The sequence below is a fragment of the Paenirhodobacter sp. YD-8 genome, from assembly GCF_056590935.1.
In genome coordinates this window covers 2,098,080-2,115,985 of record NZ_CM152649.1, presented here as the reverse complement: position 1 = coordinate 2,115,985, position 17,906 = coordinate 2,098,080, and the positions used below count along the sequence as shown (strand labels likewise).

General features: G+C 64.5%; 16 protein-coding genes and 1 pseudogene. 13 read left to right on the top strand and 4 right to left on the bottom strand.

The genetic code is table 11. The features are described from left to right. Positions 1 to 10 precede the first annotated feature (10 nt). The 4 genes from AC0QTQ_RS10245 to AC0QTQ_RS10230 are packed head-to-tail and all read left to right on the top strand — an operon-like array spanning position 11 to position 6,650. Positions 11 to 3,121, top strand: a complete 3,111-nt coding sequence (locus tag AC0QTQ_RS10245) for a multidrug efflux RND transporter permease subunit (protein ID WP_480256481.1) — start codon at positions 11 to 13, stop codon at positions 3,119 to 3,121. After that, positions 3,118 to 3,816: a response regulator gene (locus tag AC0QTQ_RS10240; RefSeq protein WP_480256480.1), complete on the top strand. Its 699-nt coding sequence runs from the start codon at positions 3,118 to 3,120 to the stop codon at positions 3,814 to 3,816. Before AC0QTQ_RS10245 ends, AC0QTQ_RS10240 begins: the two co-directional genes overlap by 4 nt. Further along, complete coding sequence (locus AC0QTQ_RS10235; RefSeq protein ID WP_480256479.1) at positions 3,806 to 4,885, top strand: ATP-binding protein; 1,080 nt, start codon at positions 3,806 to 3,808, stop codon at positions 4,883 to 4,885. The genes AC0QTQ_RS10240 and AC0QTQ_RS10235 overlap by 11 nt, the downstream gene beginning before the upstream one ends. Next, the gene (locus AC0QTQ_RS10230; RefSeq protein ID WP_480256478.1) at positions 4,878 to 6,650 is read left to right on the top strand and encodes an ABC transporter ATP-binding protein; all 1,773 of its coding nucleotides are present in this window, start codon (positions 4,878 to 4,880) and stop codon (positions 6,648 to 6,650) included. Before AC0QTQ_RS10235 ends, AC0QTQ_RS10230 begins: the two co-directional genes overlap by 8 nt. Positions 6,651 to 6,667: 17 nt before the next feature. Here the strand turns inward: AC0QTQ_RS10230 and AC0QTQ_RS10225 are convergent, their stop codons facing one another. Further along, on the bottom strand, positions 6,668 to 8,188 hold the full coding sequence (locus AC0QTQ_RS10225) for an MFS transporter (protein ID WP_480256477.1): 1,521 nt from the start codon (positions 8,186 to 8,188) through the stop codon (positions 6,668 to 6,670). An 85-nt stretch (positions 8,189 to 8,273) separates the two neighbouring features. Between AC0QTQ_RS10225 and AC0QTQ_RS10220 the strand changes: the two genes are divergently transcribed. Then, positions 8,274 to 8,810 (top strand): TetR/AcrR family transcriptional regulator, encoded by a 537-nt coding sequence (locus AC0QTQ_RS10220; protein WP_480256476.1) that lies wholly within the window; start codon positions 8,274 to 8,276, stop codon positions 8,808 to 8,810. A gap of 675 nt (positions 8,811 to 9,485) precedes the next feature. Here AC0QTQ_RS10220 and AC0QTQ_RS10215 read toward each other — a convergent pair. Both AC0QTQ_RS10215 and AC0QTQ_RS10210 read right to left on the bottom strand, forming a co-directional pair. After that, on the bottom strand, positions 9,486 to 9,680 hold the full coding sequence (locus tag AC0QTQ_RS10215; protein WP_480256475.1) for a hypothetical protein: 195 nt from the start codon (positions 9,678 to 9,680) through the stop codon (positions 9,486 to 9,488). 13 nt (positions 9,681 to 9,693) lie between these two features. Continuing rightward, entirely contained in the window at positions 9,694 to 9,954 is a 261-nt protein-coding gene (locus AC0QTQ_RS10210) for a hypothetical protein (protein ID WP_480256474.1), read from the bottom strand. Between the two features lie 457 nt (positions 9,955 to 10,411). Here AC0QTQ_RS10210 and AC0QTQ_RS10205 point away from each other — a divergent pair, with 457 nt between their 5' ends. Beyond that, positions 10,412 to 11,797 carry an efflux transporter outer membrane subunit gene (locus AC0QTQ_RS10205; RefSeq protein ID WP_480256473.1) on the top strand — a complete coding sequence of 462 codons (1,386 nt, stop codon included), beginning with the start codon at positions 10,412 to 10,414 and terminating at the stop codon, positions 11,795 to 11,797. A 118-nt stretch (positions 11,798 to 11,915) separates the two neighbouring features. Beyond that, positions 11,916 to 12,720 (top strand): annotated as a pseudogene (locus tag AC0QTQ_RS10200) (transposase). Here AC0QTQ_RS10200 and AC0QTQ_RS10195 read toward each other — a convergent pair. Then, positions 12,686 to 13,780, bottom strand: coding sequence for a helix-turn-helix domain-containing protein (locus tag AC0QTQ_RS10195; protein ID WP_480256472.1), 1,095 nt, complete (start codon positions 13,778 to 13,780; stop codon positions 12,686 to 12,688). The pseudogene AC0QTQ_RS10200 and the gene AC0QTQ_RS10195 overlap by 35 nt on opposite strands. Positions 13,781 to 13,894: 114 nt before the next feature. Between AC0QTQ_RS10195 and AC0QTQ_RS10190 the strand changes: the two genes are divergently transcribed. From AC0QTQ_RS10190 to AC0QTQ_RS10165, 6 genes are read left to right on the top strand one after another with little or no spacing between them, the layout of a single operon-like run. Beyond that, a complete protein-coding gene (locus AC0QTQ_RS10190; RefSeq protein ID WP_480256471.1) occupies positions 13,895 to 15,061 on the top strand; it encodes an amine dehydrogenase large subunit in 1,167 nt (388 codons plus the stop codon). A 5-nt stretch (positions 15,062 to 15,066) separates the two neighbouring features. Then, positions 15,067 to 15,597, top strand: a complete 531-nt coding sequence (locus AC0QTQ_RS10185) for a MauE/DoxX family redox-associated membrane protein (RefSeq protein WP_480256470.1) — start codon at positions 15,067 to 15,069, stop codon at positions 15,595 to 15,597. Positions 15,598 to 15,625: 28 nt separating this feature from the next. Then, entirely contained in the window at positions 15,626 to 16,231 is a 606-nt protein-coding gene (locus AC0QTQ_RS10180) for a thioredoxin domain-containing protein (protein WP_480256469.1), read from the top strand. Positions 16,232 to 16,258: 27 nt separating this feature from the next. After that, on the top strand, positions 16,259 to 16,798 hold the full coding sequence (locus tag AC0QTQ_RS10175) for a methylamine dehydrogenase light chain (RefSeq protein WP_480256468.1): 540 nt from the start codon (positions 16,259 to 16,261) through the stop codon (positions 16,796 to 16,798). Then, the gene (locus AC0QTQ_RS10170) at positions 16,795 to 17,250 is read left to right on the top strand and encodes a c-type cytochrome (RefSeq protein ID WP_480256467.1); all 456 of its coding nucleotides are present in this window, start codon (positions 16,795 to 16,797) and stop codon (positions 17,248 to 17,250) included. Before AC0QTQ_RS10175 ends, AC0QTQ_RS10170 begins: the two co-directional genes overlap by 4 nt. Continuing rightward, entirely contained in the window at positions 17,247 to 17,720 is a 474-nt protein-coding gene (locus AC0QTQ_RS10165) for a c-type cytochrome (RefSeq protein ID WP_480256466.1), read from the top strand. The genes AC0QTQ_RS10170 and AC0QTQ_RS10165 overlap by 4 nt, the downstream gene beginning before the upstream one ends. Positions 17,721 to 17,906: the final 186 nt, after the last annotated feature.

Below are 17,906 nucleotides of genomic sequence, written 5' to 3'. Positions count from 1 at the left end.
GACAGGTGCAATGCCGCAATTCTTCATCCTGCGCCCGGTCTTTGCCTGGGTGATCGCCATTTTCATTGCGCTTGCCGGGATCGTCGCAATCCCACAGCTGCCGGTCGCTCGGTTCCCCGATCTCGCGCCGCCCAGCGTGAGCATTTTCACCAGCTATGCCGGGGCCGACGCACAAACCGTCAGCGACAGCGTGATCCGCCCGATCGAGAAGGAACTCTCCAGCGTCAAGAACGTGCTGTATTACGAGTCGAGCGTGGATTCGACAGGCGGCGCGACTATCACCGTCACCTTCAAACCCGGAACAAACGCCGAGATGGCCCAGGTGGAGGTGCAAAACCGCCTGAAGACCGTCGAGGCGCTGCTGCCCGACTCCGTGCGCCGTGCTGGCATCGGGGTCGAGGCGGCGGAGACGGGCTTTCTGATGGTCATCACGCTCAAGTCGCGCGCAGGTGCGACCGATGAGTTGAGCCTTGGCGAGTATCTGACCCGCAACCTGGCTGAGGAGCTCAAGCGGGTTCCCGGGGTCGGGCGCGTGCAGCAATTCGGCTCGGAACGGGCGATGCGGATCTCGGTCGATCCGGCGAAGCTGTCTGCCTATGGTCTGACGATGAGCGACGTGACCGAGGCCGTCGCGCGCGAAAACGCGGCGGCTGCACCCGGCCGGGTGGGCGACGAGCCGACGGTTCCGGGCACCCGCATCTCGACGCCGCTGACCATCCGCGGGCAGCTGACCTCGCCCGAAGCCTTTGCCGCGATCCCCCTGCGCGCCAATACCGACGGCGCGCGCCTTGTGCTGGGCGATGTCGCGCGGCTGGAGCTTGGCGCGCAGACCATGGCCTTCAGCGTCAGCAGCAACGGCAAGGGGGCGGCGGCCGCCGCGATCCAGATGTCGCCCGGCGCCAATGCCGTTCGCACCTCCGCCGCGATCGAGGCCCGGCTGGCGGAACTGCGCCTTGCCATGCCGGAGGATATCGAGGTCTCGATCTCCTACAACACTGCGCCCTTCGTGAAGGTGTCGATCAACAAGGTGATCCAGACGCTGATCGAGGCGATGGTTCTGGTCTTTCTGGTGATCCTGCTGTTCTTGCAAAAGCTGCGCTACACGCTGATCCCGATCATCGTTGCGCCGATCGCGCTCTTGGGCACCTTCGCGGTGATGTGGCTCGCGGGCTATTCGATCAATGTGCTGACGATGTTCGGTATGGTGCTGGCGATCGGCATCATCGTCGATGACGCCATCGTCGTGGTCGAGAATGTCGAACGTATCATGGCGCGGCAGGGCCTTTCGCCCCGGGCTGCGACGCAGCAGGCGATGCGCGAGATCTCGGGCGCCATCGTCGGCATCACGCTGGTTCTGGCCGCCGTCTTCATTCCGATGGGGCTGGCCGGCGGATCGGTCGGCGCGATCTATCGCCAGTTCACGCTGTCGATGGCGGTGTCGATCCTGTTCTCTGCCTTCCTCGCCCTGACGCTGACGCCGGCGCTTTGCGCGACGCTGCTGAAACCGACCGGCGGGCATGGCGAGGCTCGCGGCTTCTTCCGCTGGTTCAACCGCCGCTTTGACGCGCTGACCCGACGCTATACCGGCTGGGTCGGCCTGACCCTGCGGCACGGCGGGCGGATGCTGGTGCTCTATGTCGCGCTGATCGGTGGCATGGCATTTGGCTACATGCGCATTCCGACCTCTTTCGTTCCCGAAGAGGATCAGGGCAGTTTCATGGCCATGTTCGAACTGCCCGCCGGCGCCACCGCAGAGCGCACCCGCGCCGTGATCGCCGCCTACGAGGCCCATACCGCGACCCGCCCCGACATCACCGAGAACACCGTGATCCTCGGCTTCGGCTTCTCGGGCTCGGGCCCGAATGCGGCGCAGGCCTTCACCAGCATGAAGGACTGGGGCGCGCGCAAGACCAGCGTGGATGAGGAAATCGCCGCCGCCGAAGCCGCAATGGCCGATATCCCCGAAGGCATCGCGACGATCATGAACCCCCCGGCGATCGAAGCGTTGGGCACCACCTCGGGTTTTTCGCTGCGGCTGGAGGATCGCGCCAATGCTGGCCCCGCCGCCCTGAAAGCGGCAGAAGACCAGCTGCTCGCCCTGGCGGCGGCGAGCCCGCTGCTGTCCGGTGTGATGAGCGAGGGCCTGCCCGACGGCATGAGCATCGCGCTCAACATCGACCGGGAAAAGGCCCAGGCTCTCGGGCTTCGGTTCGACATGATCAGCGAGACGATAGGGACCGCCATCGGATCGACCTATGTGAACGACTTCCCCAATCAGGGGCGTATGCAACAGGTGATCGTGCAGGCGGACGCCGCCGCGCGGATGCATGTCGAAGACGTGCTGCGGCTGGAACTGCGCAATCTGGACGGCGGCATGGTGCCCCTGTCCGAGGTGGTGACCCCGGTCTGGGAAAGCACGCCGCTGCAACTGGACCGCTACAACGGCTATCCGGCGGCGCGCATTTCGGGCGAGGCGGCAAGCGGTGTGTCGAGCGGGGCGGCCATGGCCGAGATGGAGCGGCTCGCAAAACAGCTGCCGCAGGGCTTTGCCGTGGAATGGACCGGGCAATCGCTGCAGGAACAGCAGTCGGCCAATCAGGCGCCGATGCTGCTCGCGGCCTCGATGCTGGTCGTGTTCCTCGTGCTGGCGGCGCTTTACGAAAGCTGGTCGGTGCCCTTCGCGGTGATGCTGGTGGTGCCCTTGGGGGTTCTGGGGGCGGTAAGCGCGGTGCTGCTGCGCGGTGCGGACAATGACGTGTTCTTCAAGGTCGGCCTTGTCACCATCATTGGGCTATCGGCCAAGAACGCGATCCTGATGGTGGAATATGCCCGCCATTTGCGCGAGCGGGGTTTGGGGCTGCATCGCGCGATCATGCAGGCTGCGCGCCTGCGCCTGCGCCCGATCCTGATGACTTCGCTTGCCTTTGCCCTGGGTGTCGTGCCGCTGATGTTGGCGCAGGGCGCCGCCTGCGAAATTCAGAATGCGATCGGCACCGGCGTCTTCGGGGGGATGGTCTCGGCCACGGTGCTGGCCGTTTTCTTCGTGCCGGTGCTTTATGTCACTGTCAGCCGCCTGAATCGTGGGGCGGTGCCCGACAGACTCCGAAAGGCCGCGCCATGAGTGATGCCCTGATCCTGATCATCGAAGACGAGCCCGAGATCGCCGAGATCCTCGAAACCTATTTCGCGCGCGAGGGGTTCCGCGTGATCTGTGCCCGCGACGGCACGACGGGGCTGGCGCATCATCTGCGCCTGCGCCCGGATCTGGTGGTGCTGGACATCAAGCTGCCCGGGCAGGACGGCTATGAAGTGCTGGCCGCGATCCGCCGCCGCGGCGAGACGCCGGTGATCATGGTCACCGCGCTGGCAGAGGATCTGGACAAGCTGCAGGCCCTGCGGATCGGCGCCGATGACTATGTCGTCAAGCCCTTCAACCCGCTGGAGGTGGTGGCCCGCGCCCGCGCCGTGCTGCGCCGCACGAGGGGGCATGGCCCCGATCACCTGTTGCGCGTGGGCCCCCTGACGGTCGATCCTGAGGCCTATCGCGCCGTGCTCGCCGGCGAAGCCGGGCCGGTCGTGCTGGATCTGACACCCACGGAATACCGCATCCTCGCCCATATGGCGCGCTTTCCGGGGCGGGCCTTCAGCCGGGGCGATCTGGTGGACGCCTGTCTGCCCGAGGGCTCTGCGCTGGATCGCACCGTTGACAGCCACATGAGCAATCTGCGCCGCAAGCTGGCTGCTGCGGGCTCAGACCACATGCTCGAAGGTGTGCGCGGGATCGGCTACCGACTGTATGCGCCCGATGCCCGCTAACCTGAACGCACGTATTTCCCGCACGATGATCGCGCTGACGCTGATTGCGGCGCTGATCGTCTATCTGGGGCTGATGGCCTATTTCCTCTTCATCTACGAATGGCTCTATCCCGAGCCCGAGGGATATGCCGGCTGGCGCACGGCCGACACCGTCATGGTGCTGACGGTGCTCGCCTTCGGCCTGTTGACGGCCTCGGGGATCGGTTGGCGGCTGGCGCGGCGCATCGTCGAGCCGCTGAAATCGGTTGCCGGGGCCGCACGGCGGATCGCGACCGGCGATTTTTCCGCCCGCGCCGCCCTGCCGGCGGGCAGCTTCCGCGAAGCCGCAGATCTGCTTGCGGATTTCAACGGGATGGCCGAGCGTCTGGAACGCGCCGAGGCCGAGCTTGCCTATTCCAACTCGGCCATCGCGCATGAGTTGCGCACTCCGCTGACCATCCTGCGCGGCCGCTTGCAGGGGTTGTCGGACGGCGTCTTCGATCCGACGCCACAGCTTTATGCGCGGCTGATCGCGCATGTCGATCAGCTCTCGGCCATTGTCGAGGAGCTGCGCACGCTCGCGCTCAGCAACGCAGGCCAGCTGGAGCTGAGCTATGGCAGCTTCGATCTGGCCGAGGAGGTCGGCGCCGCGCTGAACGGGCTCGAGGCGGAGCTGACCGCGGCGGGCATCACGCTGACCCGCGCGCTCGCTCCGGCCCGGATCGTGGCCGACCGGGCGCGGCTGCGTCAGGCCTGTGTCGCGGTGCTGGAAAACTGCCGTTGCTATGCGCCGCAAAGCCAGGTCCATGTCGAGACCCGGGCCGAAGGCGACGAAGTGATCTTTCGCTGTTGCGATACCGGACCGGGCCTCTGCGCGGAAGATCAGGCACGTGCCTTCGACCGGTTCTGGCGGGCCGAGGCCTCGCGCGGGCGCAGCCTTGGCGGCTCGGGTCTCGGCCTGTCCATCGTGCGCGCCATCGCCCGCGCCCATGGCGGCGAGGCGCGGATCCTGCCCCAGGCCTCCCCGGGGCTGACCGTGGAAATCCGGCTGCCCAAACGCGCCTCACCCGCTGGAGAAACCGATGACTGACGATTTCGAGGAGTATGACGCCCTGGCCGCGCGGCATGTGTCGATGCGGCGCGTCTTGCGGCTGTTCGCCCCTTACCGGGCGCGGATCGCGGCGGTGGGGGGCCTGATGATCCTTGCGTCGGCCATCGGGCTTGCCGGGCCGTTCCTGCTGCGCGCGATCATCGACATCGCCTTGCCGCAGCAGGATCTTTCGCTGCTGATCTGGCTGGCGGGGGGGATGATCGCGGCGGCGCTGGCCTCGGCCGGGATCGGCGCGCTGCAGATCGTGCTGAGCGCCCGCATCGGTCAGGCAATCCTGCATGACCTGCGGGTCCGGCTTTACGCGCATCTGCAGACGCTGTCGCTGCGGTTCTTCACTGGTACCCGCAGCGGCGAGGTGCAGTCGCGGATCGCGGGCGACATTGCCGGGCTGCAATCGCTGATGACCGATACTGCGAACGAGCTCGGCCGCTCGCTCAGCGCGGTCGCGATGACAGCGGTGGCGATCATTCTTCTGGACTGGAGGCTGGCCCTGTTCGTTCTGCTGATCGTGCCGATGACCGTGCTGATCAGCGCCCGGGTTGCCAGGCGCCGCGAGGCGCTGACCTTTCAGCAGCAGGCGCGTGCCGCCGACATGTCCGCCGCGGTGCAGGAAACGCTGTCGGCCCCTGGCATCATCCTGGCCCGCACCATGGGGCGTGGCCCCTGGCTGACGCAGCGCTTTGCGCGCATCTCTCGCGATCTGGCGCAGCTGGAGGTCCGGTCGCATACGGCGGGCGAATGGCAGTGGTCGCTGATCGGCTTCGCGCTGGCCACGCTGCCCGCGCTGACGCTGCTTGCGGGCGGTTTGCTGATGCACAGCGGGACCGCGGCCAGCATCGGCACGCTGGTGGCGATGATCGCGCTTCAGGAACAGCTGCTGTGGCCGTTCGAGCAGCTCCTTGAGATCGGCCGCGACACCCGCAAGACCCGCGCCCTCTTTGCCCGCATCTTCGACTATCTCGACAAGCCGGTCGAGATCACCGAGCGCACGGACCCGGTCACGATCCCGCGCTCCGAGATGCGCGGTGCGGTGCAGCTCGATCATGTCAGCTTTGCCTATGCCGACGGGCGCGGCCCGGCGGTGAATGATGTCAGCCTGACCATCCCCGCCGGCAGCCATGTCGCGATTGTCGGCCCGACAGGCTCGGGCAAGACGACGCTCGGCTACCTTTTGGCGCGGCTTTACGATGTCGAGGCGGGCGCGATCCGGTTTGACGGGGCGGACCTGCGCGATCTGAGCCTTGCGACGCTGTCGCAGATGCTGGGGGTGGTGTCGCAGGAACCTTATCTGCTCCATGCATCGGTCGCCGAGAACCTGCGCTTTGCCCGGCCTGAGGCGACCGGAGCCGAGATGATCGCGGCCGCGAAGGTGGCGCAGATCCACGATCATATCGTTGCCCTGCCCAAGGGATATGACACTCTGGTCGGCGAGGGCGGTTTCCGGTTTTCGGGCGGTGAGAAACAGCGGCTGGCGCTGGCCCGCACCATCCTGCGTGATCCGCCGATCCTGCTTCTCGACGAGGCGACAAGCGCACTCGACACCCGGACCGAGCGCGCGATGTCGCAGGCGCTGGAGGGGCTGTCGAAGGGGCGCACCACCATCACCATCGCGCACCGGCTCTCGACCATCCGCGATGCCGATCTGATCGTGGTCATGCAGCACGGGCGGGTGGTCGAGACCGGCACCCATGCGGCGCTGGCCGCACGGGGCGGTGTCTATGCCGGGCTTCTCGCCGGCACGTGACCGCAGGCGAGAAGCGTTCAGGGCTGGCCGGCGGCCTTTGAGCGCGCCCGCGACAGCAGGAAAAACACCAGGACCGTCAGCAGGCTCATCAAGAGGGCCGCGGTGGTCAGCAGCACCGAATGGGTCGCGGAAAACGCGGCCTTGCCGGCGGAGATCACCGCCGCCCCCGGGCCGGGGCCAAGGTGCTGGGCGGCGATATAGACATCCCCGATCGAGCGCGACGCCTGATCGGCCAGCGCCTCGGGAACGCCCTCGGGCAGCACCAGATGGCGTTCGAAAACCACCGACATGAAGACGCCGAACAGGGTGATCCCCAGACCGCTGCCCAGTTCATACCCCGTTGCCTCAAGCGAACCCGCCGCCCCCGCCTCGCTGGCGTCGGCGGCGCCCATGATCGCGATGGACGAGGCCGTGAGTCCGATACTCAGGGCAAGACCGAGCACCGCCAGCAGCGCCGGCACGATCAGCCCGGGGGCACGGAAATCCGTGACGGTAAGGCCCGCAAGCGCCCCTGCCGAGACCGCCAGCGACAGGCAGGCCACCGGCCGCAGCCCGAAGCGCCCCGACAACCAGCCGGCCACAGGCCCGCCGAGCGCCGCGGCCGCCATGATCGGGATCATGAACAGCCCGGCCTGAAGCGGCGTCTTGTCCAGCACATATTGCAGCTCCTGCGCCAGGGTCAGTTCGACCCCTGCCAGCGAGCCGCTGGCCACGACCGCCATGATGATCCCTGCCACGATCGCCGGGCGCGAGAACAGCGACAGATCCAGCATCGGTTCAGGGCTGCGCAGCTGCAGGCGGACAAAAATCGACAGGAGCACCGCGCCGAGAGCCAGGACCAGCAGGACGACCGACAACGGCTGCTTCGCGCCAAACCCCGCCTTGATCGCATAGACGGTGGCGATCATGCCAAGGATCAGCAGCAGCGCCTGGCCGATGGCCCAATGGCCGGGGGTGATCTCCTCGCGCCGGGGCAGCAGCAGCCAGCAGGCGGGCAGCACGATCAGCATCACCGGAACATTGACCAGGAAGACCGACCCCCACCAGAAATGCCCCAGAAGTGCGCCGCCGATCAGCGGCCCCACCGCCGCACCTGCCGCGCCCACCGTGCCCCACAGCCCCAGTGCAAGGCCGCGCTCGGCCGGGTCCTCGAAGGTGCGGCGGATGATGCCAAGAACGCAGGGCATGATCATCGCCCCGCCAAGCGCCAGCAGCATCCGCGCCGCGATCAGCATCGGCGCAGAGGGCGCAAAGGCCGCCAGCGCCGAGGCCAGCCCAAAAACTGTCAGCCCGGTCAGCAGGATGCGTCGGTTGCCGACCCGGTCGGCCAAGGTGCCCATCGGCACCAGCAGCCCCGCCATCAGCAGCGGATAGATGTCGATGATCCACAGCACCTGGGTATTCGACGCCGCAATGGCCTGGGTCAGCGTCGGCACCGCCACATGCAGGATCGTCATGTCCAGCACCACCGGCAGGAAGGCCAGCATCACGGCCAGCAGCACCAGCCAGCGTTTCGGATCGAGGGGGCGAGTGGGCATCGGGCACCTGTATAGACCTGTTGCGTCCCCCCAAATAAATACATACGTATGGAATTCAATAGAGAACTCATGGACGAAAAGACCAATGGGCCGGAAGCCGACGATCACCCGCGACAGATTGCTGGATGTTGCCGAGGAGATCGTGCGCACCGGCGGTGGGGCGGCGCTGACCATCGGGGCGCTGGCGCAAGCGGCGGGGATCTCGAAGGGCGGGGTGCAATATTCCTTTGCCAGCAAGGATGATCTGGTGCGCGCTCTGGTCGAGCGCTGGACCAGCCAGTTCGATGCCGTGATGGGGACCGAGGAAGACGTCGATCCCGTGGCATTTGTCCGGCGTTACATCGCGGCGACCCGGGCCTCGCAGCAGGCGATGAATGCCAAGATGGCGGGACTTCTGGTCAGCTATCTGGAAGACCCGGTCAACCGACGCGAGACGCGCAACTGGTATCGTGGCATCTTTCACCGGCTCGGCGGCTGCTCGGCCGCGGCCCGGACCGCGCGCGTCGCCTTTCTGGCAGTGGAGGGTCTCTTCCTCATGCGACTGAACGGTATCGACGAAAAGGGGGACTGGACGGCATTCCTCGATGATGTCGAGGCGATCTTGGATCATCTGACCAGCTGAGCGCTCCCGACTGCTGTCGAGGCATTCTCGACGGAGGTGCATAGCGGTCATCGTGTTCGGTGCAGCGCGGGGGGCGTCCGTAACGTCCAACATGGTCGGCCGCCTTTTGCAACTTGCTGCGGTGGCCATGTCGCGCCGCCATCCGGCAGAAGTTCTTCGCGCCACGACGACCGGCTGCCAGAAGTGCAGAGCATTGGTCGAAGAACCGCTCTCACCGAGTCCTGCGGATGCCCGGCCGTGCGTCGCACGGACGGCAAAAAGCCCTCCGCGTCATAGGGCTGGGCTCGGCACTAAAGCTCTGTTTGAATGTCTGCTTTCTCAGTCGGTCAGGGATATTCCTGCATATGCGGCGAACCTCCAGAATCCGCCCCAACCGGCCTCTCAGCCTCACATCAGCTTTTTTTTGGGGGGGGAAGGCCCCGGTAGCCCTCCCCGTCTTGACGGGGGATAAAGTAAACTTCACGCATCCATTTTCAGTTCTGGGTGGGGGTAATGCCGCATTGTGTTCGAGGTGAACTCATTCGATGAGCTTACGCGGCCCAACCGGGGTCACAGTCCCATCTCATCTTGATCGCTGACGATCAGACCGGGTTCGCCGCGCCAGGCGATCACAGCTGAGAGTGCCCGCGCGACACCGCGGGCAGAGATTGAGGTGTCGACGACGGCGGGGCATTCCTAACTGACGTCGTCGATCACGTCGAAGACGCAGGACCGGCGGCCATGGGCGAACTGGTCGTGGACGAAATCCACCGACCGGCGCGCGTTCGGCACGGCGACGGTCAGTGGCGGCGGCCGGGACCCAGTTGCCTTCTTGCTCCCCCGCTGCTTGCGAACCGAGAGCTTCGCAGGGGAAAAGATCCACTGGTTCATTCTCTGATCCTCCTCAGTCTTCGCGGAAAAGTCGCGGGGTCTTCTTGCGGTTGGTCACCAGCCCCTTCTGTCTCAGCAGAACGTGGCGCAGCCGATGGCCAAACCGGCGCTGTTCACCTGCCAGCAGGCGCATGCGCTCGCGCAGCCCGACGTCTTCGGGTCTCCACCTATGCCGCCACGATAGCAGCGGGTTGGTGGAAAGGCCGTTCATCCACTTAGTTCTCCCTCTGCCTTTCTCCCCCTTCTGGGCGACAATGACGCCGGCGATCACCATCACGGCCGCCACAAGGATAACCAGCTGTCCACGAAACCGGCAGCAGCTCACTGGTGGCGAAGGGCGGGCTTTATGCCGCGCCCCTGAGCGACAGCTGAGCCGCCGCCTGAAATCTTGATGTTCTGGTAGGGACTGGAGCGGGTGCTTTCCTCGCATCAGAAGAGGAACACGATCTCGCTCCCCGTTCCATGAAAGTCCGTAGAGCTTTTGCATGCGGATGATTTCTGGATCAGTCCTGCACGGATTCTGGACAGTTTTGAGCCATAGCATAGGCTTGCCATTATCTGGAGCCCTCAGTGCGAAGATCTGTTCCCGGAAAAGTTGTGCCGACAACCAGCCATTTCACTCCAATACACAACAGGAGCGGCTCATACGGTCCCCCCGCCAGAGACCAACCGATCAGCGTTTTCAGCGCGACCTCTGCTCACGGCAGCCTTCAATCATAGGAAAATCGAGCATGGAACCCCAGAAAACCGGCACGCGGAAAACCAAGCGCGTCGCCAGAAAACTGATCGCCATTACTCTGACGCTCTTTCTGACAGGCTGTGTCACCACCGAATATTCCGCGCCCATGGCAGAGCTTCCCGCAGGCTTTTCTGGCGAGACCATGAGCCGAAGCGCTGCCGGCCCGTTCTGGCAAGCCTTCCGCGACGATACGCTGGATAGGCTGGTAGCTCAGGGGCTGGCGCGCAACCTCGACATAAAGGAAGCCGTCGCCGTCATCGATGAGGCCGAGGCTGCGTATCAGGGCAGCCGCAGCGCCATGTTTCCCACCTTTTCGGCCAATGCGAGCGAGCAGCGAGGTGACGCCGAGGGCACGAAAGTGATCACCGAGCAAACCTCGGCCGGTCTTTCGACCTCTTGGCTCCTGGATATTCTCGGTGGCAACGGTGCGGCGCGCACCGCCGCCCTTGCCGAACTGGAGGCCGCGAAGCTTTCCGAAGAGGCTGCACGCCTTTCCGTCGCGGCGGCGATCACCAACAGCTATATCGAACTGCGCTATTATCAGGAAAGCATCGCCTTGACTCGCAAGAGCATCGCCAGCCGCGGCGAGACGCTGAAGATGACACGGGATATGGTGCGACTTGGCCAGTCGGGCAAGCTGGAAGAGCTGCAGGCGCAAAAGGCCGTCACGCAGTCCGATGCGGCGCTACCGGCGCTTCAGATCGGCGTCGACCGAGCGGTCAATCGCCTCGCCACCCTCACCGGCACCCGCCGGGCCGATATTCTGGACACCGTCCAGCGCGGCGCATCGCAGCCCGTGGCACGCGGCAAGCCCTCGGTCGGTGTGCCGGCCGAGGTCATCCGGGCGCGTCCGGACGTGAAAGTGGCTGAGCGGCGCCTTGCCGCTGCTGTTGCCCGTGTCGGCGTGGCCGAGGCTGCCTTTTGGCCCTCGGTCTCGATCAGTGGCAGCATCCTGCCCACCCACACCCGAGGCAGCGGAAATGTGACGCCCTGGCAGATCGGCCCGCAGATCAACCTGCCGATCTTTAGTGGTGGCGCGAACAAGGCCAATCTTTCGGCGGCGGAATCGCGCGCTGTTCAGGCCGAGATCAAATGGCGTGCGACCGTGCTCGCTGCAATCGAGGATGTCGAAAACGGTCTCACGGCCTGGAGCCGGGGCGCGAACAACGTAGTAATCCAAAGGCGCCTAGTCGCCACATCGCAAGAGACCGCCAATCTGTCACGCGAAACTTGGCGTGGCGGGGAAGGGGAGTTCTTCATCGTCCTCGATGCGGAACGCGATCTTTTGACGGCTCAAAGCAGCCTTGCCGAGGCGCTGCGCGATTACGCGCTTGCCTATACATCGGTCTCGGTCGCCGCCGCCGCACCTTTCCGCTGAGAGAAGCTACTTCACCGCAAAGGGTGACGCCCCTTGGCGTGGTGTAGGTGTCGGTGGCAATCGGGTTTCTCGGTAGGGTCGGGCTGCGACCACTAATCTGAACCGAGGAACAGAGCCGATGACCAAACGGATGATGGACCTGGGCGCGCTGGTGAAGAAGAGCGGAGATGCCGATCTTCTGCGTGAGATGATCGGCTTTGCCGCCGAACGTCTGATGGAGCTGGAGTTCGGGCGCCGACGCCGGCGAGAACAGCCCCGAGCGACTGGCGCAGCGCAACGGCTATCGCGATCGCGATCGCGACCGGCAGACGCGGGCCGGCAGTGTCGACCGGCGATCGGCGCTTCCGAGGCCGAGCCGTTCTGGACCGAGGTGTCTCACGCGATCTTGTCCGCTGCGGCCTCTCGGGTGTGAAGCTGGTGATCAGCGATGCGCATGCGGGCATCACAGCGGCCACGGCCCGGGTTTTGTCGACCACCTGGCAGCGCGGCCAGGGACATTTCGAGCGCAATGCGCTCGCCCATGCCGGAAGGAGCAGCCGCAGGGTGGTCTCGGCCTTTATCGCCACGGCCAAGACCCAGTGGCCGCTGGTGGCGGATCAGATGCAGCCCAAGCTGCCGAAACTCGCCACGCTCATGGACAGGGCCGAAGAGGACGTGCTGGCCGACATGACCTTCCCCGCCCAGCACCGCGCGAAGTTGCACAGCACGAATCCGGTCGAGCGCCTGAACGGCGAGATCAAGCGGCGGACCGATGTCGTCGGGCTCTTCCCCACGAGGCCTCGATCCGGCGCCTCGTCGGCGCCATCCTGATGGAACAGGCCGAGGAATGGACGGTCCTGCGCCCCAGATACATGACGCTGGAAACGCTCGCACCCGTCTGCGATGATCTCACTGTCGGCCTGCCTGCAGCGCAGAGCGACTGACCGCCCGCTTGAAAGCGCGAGGCCCGCAGCGAGCTACACCACCTCCCGGGACATCATCTTTGGTGGACGGCAGGTCTCCGTAAATTTCTCTATAGTAGGTCGAGAAGCGGCCCAGATGCCCGAAACCGCTTGCCATGGCCAGTTGCGTCGTCGTGGTAGTTCCTTCCCACAACAACCTGTGTCCGATATCGAGCTTTCGTGCGATGAGCCACTCGCGCGGCGTCATGGACAGAAGTTCAGCAAAAGCGTTGCGCAAGGTGGCCTGACTTATGGCCAGACCTTCGCATAGCGATTGGATGGTGATGTCCTCAGGCTTGTTTTCAATGAAGAAGCCCTCGGCACGCAGCAGTATATCGGCGGCGGTCGTTCGGCCGTCCAAGAGGCGGCATTCGTTTTGTTTGAATTGATCGACCAAGTACTGCACCTTATCCATGAGGATTTGGACAATCTCCTGCTGAAGGATCGTTGGGGCGATCCGCATGGTCGTGGGCGCCGATTGCAGGATTTGCTCGAAGTAGCGTGAAATATCCAGAATCTGCTTGCTGGACGGGCGTACGACGATGGCTGTCCTCCGGAACAGCCCTGTTGGGAGATCAACGGCAGCCTCGTCGACCTCGATCATCAGACCTCTTACGGGAAGCGCGGCGTTGCTGTGGCAGAGGATCTCACTCCCTCCGCGCTGCAACATCAGGCAATCAGCGACGGCCTTGCCATTGAAGCCACGTTTCTGGTCCGAGGCGAGAACGGCGATGACGATCTTGCCGGGAGGCGGCGCGCTCCACTGAAGCATGCCGACGCTGCTACGCTCTTCGATAATTGTTACCGGCCCAAGACTCGCCCTCGTCACGCTTCCCTCGAAACTGCCGCCCCGCGTTCGCATGTAGCGCTGCTCCCAGCCCGGAAGCCCGGCTTCCTGGTCAGTGGCATCGAAGAAGGACCTCACGGAATAGGTCAGGCACGGAGCATTCATCGCGGTAATCCCATCTGGCAGAGCCGCGTCACCGTCGTTCTGGCGGCGCAGCGCAGCAAGATCGGGCGCGGCACAACTGGTCCGGAACATGAGCGGTTTTGCAAACCGCTCAAAACCCAGGCGAAATTTACGGGAAAATCTGGCTTTCGCCGCGCTGCAGTGAGGATGCAGGTTCGAGCGACATTGATCTGCATGGAGATCTCGATGACACGAAAACTTGCCTTGGGGCTTTTGCTGTTTGCCAGCCTGGCCACCCGGGCCGCGTTTGCCCAGGACGAGGCCCCCCATCCCCCCTTCGAATTCGAAACCCCGACCGCACTCGCGGCCATTGCACCTGGCCCGAATGTCTTTGTGAACAGTCAAGGGTGGAACGCAGCCAGCGCAATCAAGGTCTATGGGGCCGATGATCTGGCTTTCAAGGGCACCATGGCCGCGGGCTTTCAGGCCCATTCGGCGATCTCGCGAGATGGGCGGACCGCCTATTACGCCTCGAACTTTCAGGCGCGGATGGTGCGCGGTCCGCGCTCCGATGTGCTGACCGTGTTCGATATCCCGACGCTCAGCGTGCGCAAGGAAATTGTCTTGCCGACGCAGATCGCGCAATTTACCACCAATCAGTCCCTGACGCGGCTCAGCGCGGATGAACGCTTTCTGTTCATCCAGAATTCGACCCCGGCAACATCGGTGACGGTGGTGGATCTGGCCGCCTCCAGTTTCGCGGTCGAGATCCCGACGCCGGGCTGCTTTGGCATCTATCCGACGCTTGAGGGAAGCGGCTTCTCGACCATTTGCGCCGATGGAGCGTTCATGAGTGTGAAGCTGGACGAGACCGGCAAGACTTTCACCACAAGCCGCGGTAAGCCCGTCTTCGACCCGAACAAAGACCCCATCTATCTGACCTATGATCGTTATAAGGGGGACCTCTATTTCATCACCTACGGCGGAGCGATCGTGCGTCTGTCGGATGCCGGCGACACGGTGAAGCTGGTCGAGACCATCCCTGCGATCGGCGCCGATCTCAAGTGGGCCCCCGGCGGCTACAATCCCTTCACGATCAATGAGGCGCATGGCGTCCTCTTCATGGCGATGAAGGAGATCAAAGAGCCGGGCGCGCATTATCACGCGTCCGCCGAGATCTGGGCCTATGACCTCAAGGCGCGGAAGCGTCTGTTCCGGTCACAGGTCAATGCGGTGTCCTCGGTTTTCGTCTCCGACGCCGAGACGCCTTCACTGTATTCGCTGAGCCTCAAAGAGGATGAGATCGTTCGCTACGAGGTCGTCCCCGAAGCGCAATTCGCGCTGCGCCGCACGGCTGCCGCCACGGGCACGGGCTTCGCGACGGTGATCGACATGGCGCCCGGGGCCGAGTGAGACGCATGGAACAGTCTTTCTCGCTGCTTGGCATGGCTGGGGCGACGAGCACCGCGCTGATCTTCGCCCGCGCCGCCTTTCACAAACTGACCGAGTTCACCGAGTTCACCGGCTTTGTCGCCGATTACCGCATCCTGCCGGCGGCGCTGGTGCGCCCTGCCGCCGCGGCGCTGGTTCTGGCCGAGGTGGCGGTGGTGATCGGAACGGTGATGCCGGGCCTCACGGTCGCTGCGCTTGCTCTGGGGGCGGGGTTGTTCCTGCTTTACGCGCTGGCGATGGGCATCAATGTCCTGCGGGGCCGCACCACGGTGGAATGCGGCTGCGGCGGCGCGGCGCAACCGCTCGGCGCGCCGCTGGTGCTGCGCAACCTCGTTCTGGCGACGATCGCGGGGCTTTCGGCGGTGGCAGCGCCGGCGACCGCGCCCTCAATGGGCGCCACGCTTGCCGCGCTTGCGGTGGGCGCGATGCTGACCCTCGCCTTCCTCATCGTCGATCGCATCCTGTCCAACGCTGCGCTTGCACAGCGCACGATCTGATGCCGCAACCATCTGAAGAGAGAATGAAATGACTGCACTCGTATTTCTGAATGTGGCCATGTTCGTCATGATCCTTGGCCTCGCGTTCGGTCTGCTCGCCATGGGGCGACAAATCGGGATCCTGTTCGAGCGGGTCGCGCCGATGGGCGCCTTGGTGAACGACGCCGGCCCGCAGGTCGGCATGGCATCGCCGCGATTCACCCTTGAGAGCCGAACTGGCGGCTTGCTCACGATCGGCCCGCGTGCCGACAAGAGCACGCTTGTCTTCTTTCTGTCGCCGACCTGCCCGGTCTGCAAGAAGCTGCTGCCTATTCTGAACCATATCCGCAAGGCCGAAGGGGCCTGGCTCGAGGTGGTGCTTGCCTCGGACGGGGGCGATCTGGCCCTGCATGACCGGTTCATCACATCGGCCAAGCTGGAGGATTATCCCTATGTGGTCTCGACCGAACTGGGGCTGAGCTACCGTGTTGCGCGGCTGCCTTATGCCGTGCTTCTGGATCAGCACGGCGTCATCCGGGCCAAGGGGTTGATCAACAGCCGTGAACAGTTCGACAGCCTGTTCAATGCTTTCGATCTCAAGGCCCCGTCAATCCAGACCTATCTGTCCACCCAAGATGCGCAGCCCGCGCACTAGATCGTCATCAAGCAAAGGAGACACCCTGTGAAAAACCTGATCTCCCAGTTCTTCGACTGGCTCGACGCGCGGGTCGAGAACACGTCGCGCGGAATCGCCCATCGGGCCGGGCGCCGGTCATTCCTCAGCCGGGCCGGGTGGGCACTGGTCGGCGGCACCGTCCTGCCGATGCTGCCCTATGAGACGATCGGCGGCGCCGCCATGGCGCGCGGTTTCGGCGAGCCTGACGAATTGCCCGAGGATTGTGAATACTGGCGCTACTGTTCGCTGCATGGCGGGCTGTGCAGCCATTGCGGCGGGACGGTCACGCAGTGCCCGCCCGGTTCTACCCCTTCAAAAGTCGCCTGGGTCGGCACCTGCCGCAACCCCAATGACAACAAGGACTATCTCGTCAGCTATAACGATTGCTGCGGCTCCGGCGGCTGCGAGACCGAGGGTTGCTCGCGGCAAGAAGGGGACCGACCGGGCTATCGCATGGGCCTTGCGTCGGAATCGAGCTGGTGCCTGGCGAATACCGACAACAGCATTCTTTGCACACTGGCCATCGTTGTGGGGCTTGCGGAATGATCATCGGCGCCAGGGTGACACTCGCCTTCTGCCTGACTGCGCTTGCGGCGTCGGCCGCCGCGCAGGACCAGAGCGCGGGGGCGGAACTCTTCGACAAAATCTGCGCGGCCTGCCATCAGAAGGCAGGCGCCGGCGCCCCCGGGCTGGCCCCTCCTCTGGCAGATCGCGCGCTTTTCGCGAGCCTTGGCGAGGAGGCGCCCACCTATCTGGGCGGAGTGCTGCTTTCGGGGCTGACCGGGCGCATTTCCGCCAACGGCATGGAATATGTCGGTCTTGTCATGCCATCGCATGCCGGGCTGACCGATGCGGAGGTGCTCGCCATCACGGGTTACGTTCTGGGCGACCTGAACGGGGTCAGCCCAAGACTGGCCCCCGCGAAACTGGCGGCCCTGCGCGAGGCGCCGCCCGACCATGCTGCGTTATTCAAGATGAGAGAGAGGGCGGCGCCATGAAACTCAAGTCGTTCTTTCTGTGCAGTTTCCTCGCCTTGCTGCCCGGTTTCGCCCTTGCCGACATCGACAAGATCATGCCGGGACCTCAGCGCAGCGTTGCCACCAATTACGTCCTGAAGTGCATCGGTTGCCATATGGCCAATGGCCGGGGGCTTCCACAGGCGGGGATCCCGGATTTTGTGGATTCGATCGGATACTTCGCCAGTTCGCCTGTGAGAAGGGCCTATTTGGCCAATGTTCCGAATGTGCGCGGTGACGGTCTGTCGGACGCCGATACAGCGGCGCTGCTGAACTTCATCATTGATGTCTGGGCCGGCAAATCCAAGCCAACGGACTTTATCCCTTTCGATGCGGAGGAGCTCGGACAATTACGGCAGAATACGACAGGTAATGTCGTCGATATCCGTCGCGATGTGGTGGATCATCTTGCCGCAGAGGGGTACACGCCGTCGGCCTACCCGTGGCCCTGACGATGACAGCGCACTGCGCGGATGTGTCGCAGACTATTCGGCAAGATAAGGCCGAGTAAGCAGCGGGCATAACTATGCTGTAAGCGCCGCGAAGACGGGCCGCACCATTCACGCCGTGATCAAATCCGGTGAGCCCTATCGCCCCCTATTTGAGGGGGCGAGCCCGGGCTGAAAGTGAACCGCTCC